Source organism: Nonomuraea sp. NPDC001684 (genome assembly GCF_053596515.1).
In genome coordinates this window covers 1-5,472 of record NZ_JBSFGJ010000553.1, presented here as the reverse complement: position 1 = coordinate 5,472, position 5,472 = coordinate 1, and the positions used below count along the sequence as shown (strand labels likewise).

Annotated in this window: 10 protein-coding genes; 4 read left to right on the top strand and 6 right to left on the bottom strand. The window is 72.3% G+C overall.

The annotated features are described in order from the left end of the window. A partial coding sequence (locus ACWCSD_RS46870; RefSeq protein WP_449925330.1) for an ATP-binding cassette domain-containing protein occupies positions 1–129 on the bottom strand: 129 nt, incomplete at its 3' end. Positions 130–195: 66 nt separating this feature from the next. Here ACWCSD_RS46870 and ACWCSD_RS46865 point away from each other — a divergent pair. Continuing rightward, entirely contained in the window at positions 196–900 is a 705-nt protein-coding gene (locus ACWCSD_RS46865; protein WP_397155943.1) for a TetR/AcrR family transcriptional regulator, read from the top strand. On the opposite strand, the gene ACWCSD_RS46860 is transcribed toward ACWCSD_RS46865, so the two are convergent. After that, positions 829–1,137 carry a DUF4190 domain-containing protein gene (locus ACWCSD_RS46860; RefSeq protein WP_387645201.1) on the bottom strand — a complete coding sequence of 103 codons (309 nt, stop codon included), beginning with the start codon at positions 1,135–1,137 and terminating at the stop codon, positions 829–831. The two genes, ACWCSD_RS46865 and ACWCSD_RS46860, sit on opposite strands and share 72 nt — an antisense overlap. A 118-nt stretch (positions 1,138–1,255) precedes the next feature. Here ACWCSD_RS46860 and ACWCSD_RS46855 point away from each other — a divergent pair, with 118 nt between their 5' ends. Then, positions 1,256–2,047, top strand: a complete 792-nt coding sequence (locus ACWCSD_RS46855) for an ion transporter (RefSeq protein WP_397155941.1) — start codon at positions 1,256–1,258, stop codon at positions 2,045–2,047. Here ACWCSD_RS46855 and ACWCSD_RS46850 read toward each other — a convergent pair. From ACWCSD_RS46850 to rpsD, 3 genes are read right to left on the bottom strand one after another with little or no spacing between them, the layout of a single operon-like run. Further along, the gene (locus tag ACWCSD_RS46850; protein WP_449925321.1) at positions 2,021–2,887 is read right to left on the bottom strand and encodes a low temperature requirement protein A; all 867 of its coding nucleotides are present in this window, start codon (positions 2,885–2,887) and stop codon (positions 2,021–2,023) included. The genes ACWCSD_RS46855 and ACWCSD_RS46850 overlap by 27 nt on opposite strands. Beyond that, a complete protein-coding gene (locus ACWCSD_RS46845) occupies positions 2,884–3,114 on the bottom strand; it encodes a low temperature requirement protein A (protein ID WP_397155937.1) in 231 nt (76 codons plus the stop codon). Before ACWCSD_RS46845 ends, ACWCSD_RS46850 begins: the two co-directional genes overlap by 4 nt. A 2-nt stretch (positions 3,115–3,116) precedes the next feature. Continuing rightward, positions 3,117–3,731: a 30S ribosomal protein S4 gene (gene rpsD / locus ACWCSD_RS46840; RefSeq protein WP_358293658.1), complete on the bottom strand. Its 615-nt coding sequence runs from the start codon at positions 3,729–3,731 to the stop codon at positions 3,117–3,119. Positions 3,732–3,798: 67 nt separating this feature from the next. Between rpsD and ACWCSD_RS46835 the strand changes: the two genes are divergently transcribed. Together ACWCSD_RS46835 and ACWCSD_RS46830 are read left to right on the top strand one after the other, a co-directional pair. Then, entirely contained in the window at positions 3,799–4,500 is a 702-nt protein-coding gene (locus ACWCSD_RS46835; protein WP_397155935.1) for a DUF2470 domain-containing protein, read from the top strand. A gap of 79 nt (positions 4,501–4,579) precedes the next feature. Next, positions 4,580–5,170, top strand: coding sequence for a hypothetical protein (locus tag ACWCSD_RS46830; protein WP_397155933.1), 591 nt, complete (start codon positions 4,580–4,582; stop codon positions 5,168–5,170). A gap of 66 nt (positions 5,171–5,236) precedes the next feature. Here ACWCSD_RS46830 and ACWCSD_RS46825 read toward each other — a convergent pair whose 3' ends face one another. Beyond that, positions 5,237–5,458 carry a hypothetical protein gene (locus ACWCSD_RS46825; protein WP_449925325.1) on the bottom strand — a complete coding sequence of 74 codons (222 nt, stop codon included), beginning with the start codon at positions 5,456–5,458 and terminating at the stop codon, positions 5,237–5,239. Positions 5,459–5,472: the final 14 nt, after the last annotated feature.

The following is a 5,472-nucleotide window of genomic DNA, read 5'->3' as shown; positions in this document are numbered from 1 at the left end:
CGTGGTCTTGCCGGCGCCGTTGGGCCCGAGGAAGCCGACGATCTCGCCGGCCGCCACCGAGATGTCGACGCCTTTGACGGCCTGCACGCCGCCTTCGAAGGTCTTGGTCAGACCTGTGGTTCTCAACATGTGATCGCCTCCAAAATTAGGGTAGCCACAATTTTGGAGTCACTGCAAGTTGGGTATCATGACGGCATGGAAGAGGGGCTGCGGGAGCGCAAGAAGCGGGAGACCAGGCAGCGCATCGCGGACGTGGCGATGGGCCTGTTCATGACGCGCGGGTTCGACCCCGTGACGGTGGCCGAGATCGCCCGCACCGCGGACGTGTCCGTCAACACGGTGTTCAACTACTTCCCGACCAAGGAGGACCTGTTCGCCGACCGGCAGGAGCTGGTGACCGACCTGCCGCAGCAGGTGGTGCGCGGGCGGCGGCCCGGCGAGAGCGTGGCGCGGGCCTTCCGGCGCGACTTCCTGGAGGCCCTCGACTCACGCCACTGGCGCTACGGCCTCAACGAGGGCGGCGACGTGTTCGCCCGCATCGTCAACGGCAGCCCGTCACTGGTGGCCAAGCTGCGCGAGCTGCACGTCGCGCGGGAGCGGGCGCTGGCCCGGGCCCTGGCCGACGAGCTCGACGCCGATCCCGACGACCTGACCCCGCAGATGGTGGCCACCCAGATCCTCGGCACGACCAGGATCCTCACCACTCACGCGGTGACCCGGATGCTGGCCGGCGAGAGCTGGGAGACGATCGCGCCCGACCTGCGGGCCCAGGCCACGGCGGCCTTCGACCTGCTGGAGTCGGGCATCGGCGACTACTGCGTGCGGCCCTCAGTTGGAGAAGACGGCCGACAGGATGCCGGCCCCGAGCCCGAGGACCATGAAGGCGGCCCCGAGGATTAGCAGGATCGTGGCGATCATGCCGCAGATGCGGCCGGCCTGCACCGCGCCGCGGTTGTCGTAGGCGTAGCCGCTGGCGTCGATCTCCTTGAGCGCCTTGTTGCCCATCGACCAGGCGAACGGGCCGAGGATGCCGCAGACCACCAGGCTGAGGATGCCGAGCACGAGGATCGTGGTGCCGTTGGGGTGGCTCTGGGGCGGCGGCCCGTAATAGGACGGACCGTAGTTCGGATACGACATGCCCCTTGCGCCCCCTTGCCCCGGTGACTGTCAGGTGCGATTTATACCACAGGCACCTCCTTGATCATGTTGCTGCATCATGGAACGGCACATGACCGATCTTTAGGAGCTTGCCCCCGTGCGTGAACGCGTCCGCGCCCTCCTCGCCGACCGGCGTTTCCAGCGCTTCGTCGTCGGCGTCATCCTGGTCAACGCGGCCACCCTCGGCCTGGAGACCGTTCCCGCCGTCGTCGGGGAGTTCGGCCACCTGCTGGTCGTGATCGACCACGCCGCCCTCTACATCTTCGTGGCCGAGCTGCTGGCCAAGGTCTACGTCGAGCGTTCGGCGTTCGTGCGCGACCCGTGGAACCTGTTCGACACCCTGATCGTGGGCATCGCCCTGGTCCCGGCGACCGGCGGGCTGTCGGTCCTGCGTTCGCTGCGCATCCTGCGGGCCCTGCGGCTGCTGTCGGTGGTGCCGAGCCTGCGCCGGGTGGTCTCGGCGCTGCTGCGCGCCCTGCCCGGGATGAGCTCGATCGTGCTGCTGCTCTCCCTGGTCCTGTACGTCGCCGCCGTCATGGCCACCAAGCTGTACGGCGGCGACTCCCCCGAGCGCTTCGGCAGCCTGCCGACCTCGCTGTTCACCCTCTACCAGACGATGACCGGGGACGACTGGGGCAACATCGCCCGCGAGGTGATGGGCGCCCACCCCACGGCCTGGATCTTCTTCACCATCTTCATCCTGGTCTGCACGTTCGTCGTGCTGAACCTGTTCATGGCGGTCGTGGTCAGCGCCATGGACGAGGAGTCGGCCGAGGAGCGCGCCGCGCTGGAGCAGGACAACACCCTGCACACCCAGCGCATCCTGGAGGAGCTGGCCGCCCTGCGCCGCGAGGTCGCCGAGCTACGCCGGCAGGACGTCGCCGGCTGAGCGCACCCGGCCGGAATGCCCGGAGCCGGTCCGGCCCGGCCGGTAGACCAGCCGCCACAGGGCCACGGCCGGCAGCAGCGTGACCGAGACGTACCCGGGGACGAGCCCCGACAGCGCGGCGACCCCCAGCGGCGCGAGGGCGGTGGGCACCGCCCACCCCCAGATCCAGCGCCATCCGGCGCGCAGGGCCACGCCGAGCACGGCCGAGGCGGCGAAGTACAGCGCCAGCCCGCCGCCCAGCACCCAGCCGGCGCCGTGGTGCAGGGACTGCGCCGGCTGGGCGGCGACGACGCCGAGCCCGGCCGCCGTGGCCGTCACCCCGGCGGTCATGGCGAAGTGCGCGGGCAGCGCGACGTACGGCGGCAGGCCGCGCTCGGCGGCCCCCGGCACGGTGGTCAGGCCGTACTGGAAGGTCAGCCACCACAGGGCGACGATCAGCCCGAAGCCGGCCGCGGCGGCGACGGCGAGCTCCGGCCCCCACGAGTGGCCCGAGGCCGAGACGACGACCTGCATGACCGCCTCGCCCAGCACGATGATCACGAACAGGCCGAGCCGCTCCCCCAGGTGGGCCGGGTCGAGCACGGCGGCGGCGGGCCTGGGCAACGGGCGGGCCGGGCGGCCGGCCCTGACCCGGCGCTCCTCGCGCTCGGCCAGCCGGTGCGCCTGACCGCGCATCTCGGCCAGGAAACGCTCGGGCCGGCGGCTGTTGACGACGGAGAAGACCACGTCGAGCAGGATGCCGAGGGCCCACAGGCCGTAGCGCGTCGAGCCGTCCGCCCAGATGGAGGCGACCCAGGGGAACAGCCCGGCACCGAGCTGGGCCGCCGGCCAGGCCGTCATGATCGTGCCGGCGTGCTGCCCACCCGTGTCCTGCCGGCCCGGACGTTGGAGTAGAGCGTCAAGGACGTCCAGACGCTCCACACCGCGTAGTAGAGCACCACGAACAGGACGACGTTCGTCCAGGTCGGATGCTGGAGCCGATGGGCGAGCTGGGCGACCGCCACGACGACGACCAGGTCGAAGAACAGCTCAAGCCAGCTCGCGTGGCGCTCTCCCGCTTCAGTCACGGCTAACGAGAATAGAACTCCACCACGAGCTGCTCATCCACGGGGACCGCGATCTGCTCGCGCTCGGGCCGGTGCAGGAGGGTGACGCGCAGCTCGGCGTGGTCGACCGACAGGTAGGGCGCGACGCGCTCGTCGGCGTGCACGCCCTCGGCGGCGGCCACGAAGGGCTGCATCCGGCGCGAGCGCTCCCGCACGGTGATGACCTGGCCGGGTTTGACCAGGTAGCTGGGGATGTCCACCTTGCGGCCGTCCACGGCGATGTGGCCGTGGTTGACGTACTGGCGGGCGGCGTAGATCGACGGGGCCAGGCCGGCCCGCAGCACCAGGGAGGCCAGGCGGGTCTCCAGGATGGCGACCAGCTCGGCGCCCGAGGCGCCCGGCTTGCGCACCGCCAGGTCCCAGTAGCGGCGCAGCTGCCGCTCCGACACGTCGTAGTACCAGCGCAGCTTCTGCTTCTCCATCAGCCGCAGCCCGTAGTCGCCGGTGGTGCGGCGGTTGGTCTTGCGGCCGTGCTCGCCCGGCGGGTAGGGGCGCTGCTCGAAGTAGCGGACGGCTTTCCTGGTCAGCGGGACGCCCGCGCGACGCGACAGTCGCACCTTCGGGCCGGTGTAGCGCACGTTCACCTCGATGTGGTTAGGTAATCCTTACTTAGGTAAGGCTAACCTATCAGTGGATGTGATCTCAATGTTGCCCCTCGCCGAGCGGATCCGTACTCTCGCCTCGACCTCGACGCCGGCCAAGCTCACGGTGGACGGCGCCTGTTCCCCCGCCCGGGGCGGCGTGGACGAGAGCGGCCGCCCGGTGCTGCTGGTCCGGCCCGGCGAACCGCTGCACGGGTTGCGCGAGGACGCCGTGGTCGCGGTGAACCTGACGGCCATGCGGCAGCTCGGCGCGGTGACACACCCGCGGGCGATGATCGAGGTGCACGGATGGGCGGAGGCCGTGCCGGAGTCGCAGGCCCGCTCCGCGGCGGTGGCGGTGGCCGCGCACAGCGCCGACGAGGGCCTGTTCGACGCCCTGGAGCGGTACGGCCGTCCCGACGCCCCGCGCCTGCTGCGCCTGGACGTGGCCCAGGTCGTCTACCTCACCGGCCAGGAGTCCGGCGTGCTGGACGCCGACGACTACCTCGGCGCGGCCCCCGACCCGCTCACCGAGACGGCCGAACGGGTGATCGCGCACGTCAACGACTCCCACCGGCCGCAGCTCACCGCGGGCGTGGCCAGGCAGCTCGGCGAGCAGCCCGGTGAGGTGTGGTTGTGGGAGCTCGACCGGTACGGCGCCACCGTGCGCGTGGACGAGTCGCTGGTGCGCTTCCCGTGGCCGGTCCCCGCCCGGTCCGGGCCGTGCCTGGAGACGGCGCTGCGCGGGCTGTTGTGCGGCTGTTGATCACGATTGGCGCTGAATTTCCTCGCTGGACGTCCGCTATGGGCCGACCCATGCCCGCACGTCACTACCATCGGGGTACGTGAGCGGAACCCATCGATCGACGACGCGGACCGCCTCCTCCCCGGCGGAGGGGGGCGCGCGGCGCGGGCGGGCGCTGATGGCCGCCGGGGTGCTGCTCGGCACGCTCATGCTGGCCGGGGCGGGGGCGCTGATGGGCGACGCGTTCAGCTCGCCCGGCCTCGACCCGGTGCACTGGCCGCACGACGCGAGCCGGACCTCCGGCGAGCCGGGGCCCGTCGCCGTGGGTTCGGAACAGGCCACGGCCACCCCCCTCACCCCCACCGCCACGACCCGGCCCACCAGGGTCCGCACGGGGCCCGCCGTGACCGGTTCCACGCCTGGGGGCGTCCGGCCCGAGGGCGGGCGGGGGACGCGCAAGCCGCGCTCGACCACGTCCGGCGCCGTCCCCGGCGCCACCCCCGGCGCCGTCGTCACCTCCCCCGGCAGGACCCCGGCCCCCTCGCCGTCCGCGTCGCCCTCGCGGGGCTCTCGTCCCAGCCCTGCGCCGACGCCGTCCTGGAGCGCCGGTCCGGTGACGACTCCGCCGTCGCACCCGCACGGCACCCCGCCGGGCCGCCACCCGTCCAGGACCCACAAGCCCGGGAGATGACCGCCTGTCGCCGGGGTGCGACGGGTGCCGACGGCGGTGTGCGGGCGGTTCAGCCGGCGTCGTGCGTCATGCCGCGCAGCAGGTAGCCGAGGCCCGTGGCGAAGGTGGCGTCCCAGTCGTGGCCGAGGCCGTGCTCGGCCAGGGCCGGGTAGCTGGCGGCCCGCTCGCGCAGGAACGCGTCGGTGTCGAGCCGGTCGCGGCGCTGCCAGGTTCGCGGCGGGCGTCCCGGCGGGAGTGCTGCAGGAGGAACAGCGCCAGCAGCGCCGTCACCTCCTCCTGCTCCGGCATGAGCCGCCGCAGCA

Coding starts and splice junctions, on each gene's coding strand:
- ACWCSD_RS46865 (WP_397155943.1), top strand. CDS start 196: ATGGAAGAGGGGCTGCGGGAGCGCAAGAAGCGGGAGACCAGGCAGCGC.
- ACWCSD_RS46860 (WP_387645201.1), bottom strand. CDS start 1,137: ATGTCGTATCCGAACTACGGTCCGTCCTATTACGGGCCGCCGCCCCAG.
- ACWCSD_RS46850 (WP_449925321.1), bottom strand. CDS start 2,887: ATGACGGCCTGGCCGGCGGCCCAGCTCGGTGCCGGGCTGTTCCCCTGG.
- ACWCSD_RS46835 (WP_397155935.1), top strand. CDS start 3,799: ATGTTGCCCCTCGCCGAGCGGATCCGTACTCTCGCCTCGACCTCGACG.
- ACWCSD_RS46825 (WP_449925325.1), bottom strand. CDS start 5,458: ATGCCGGAGCAGGAGGAGGTGACGGCGCTGCTGGCGCTGTTCCTCCTG.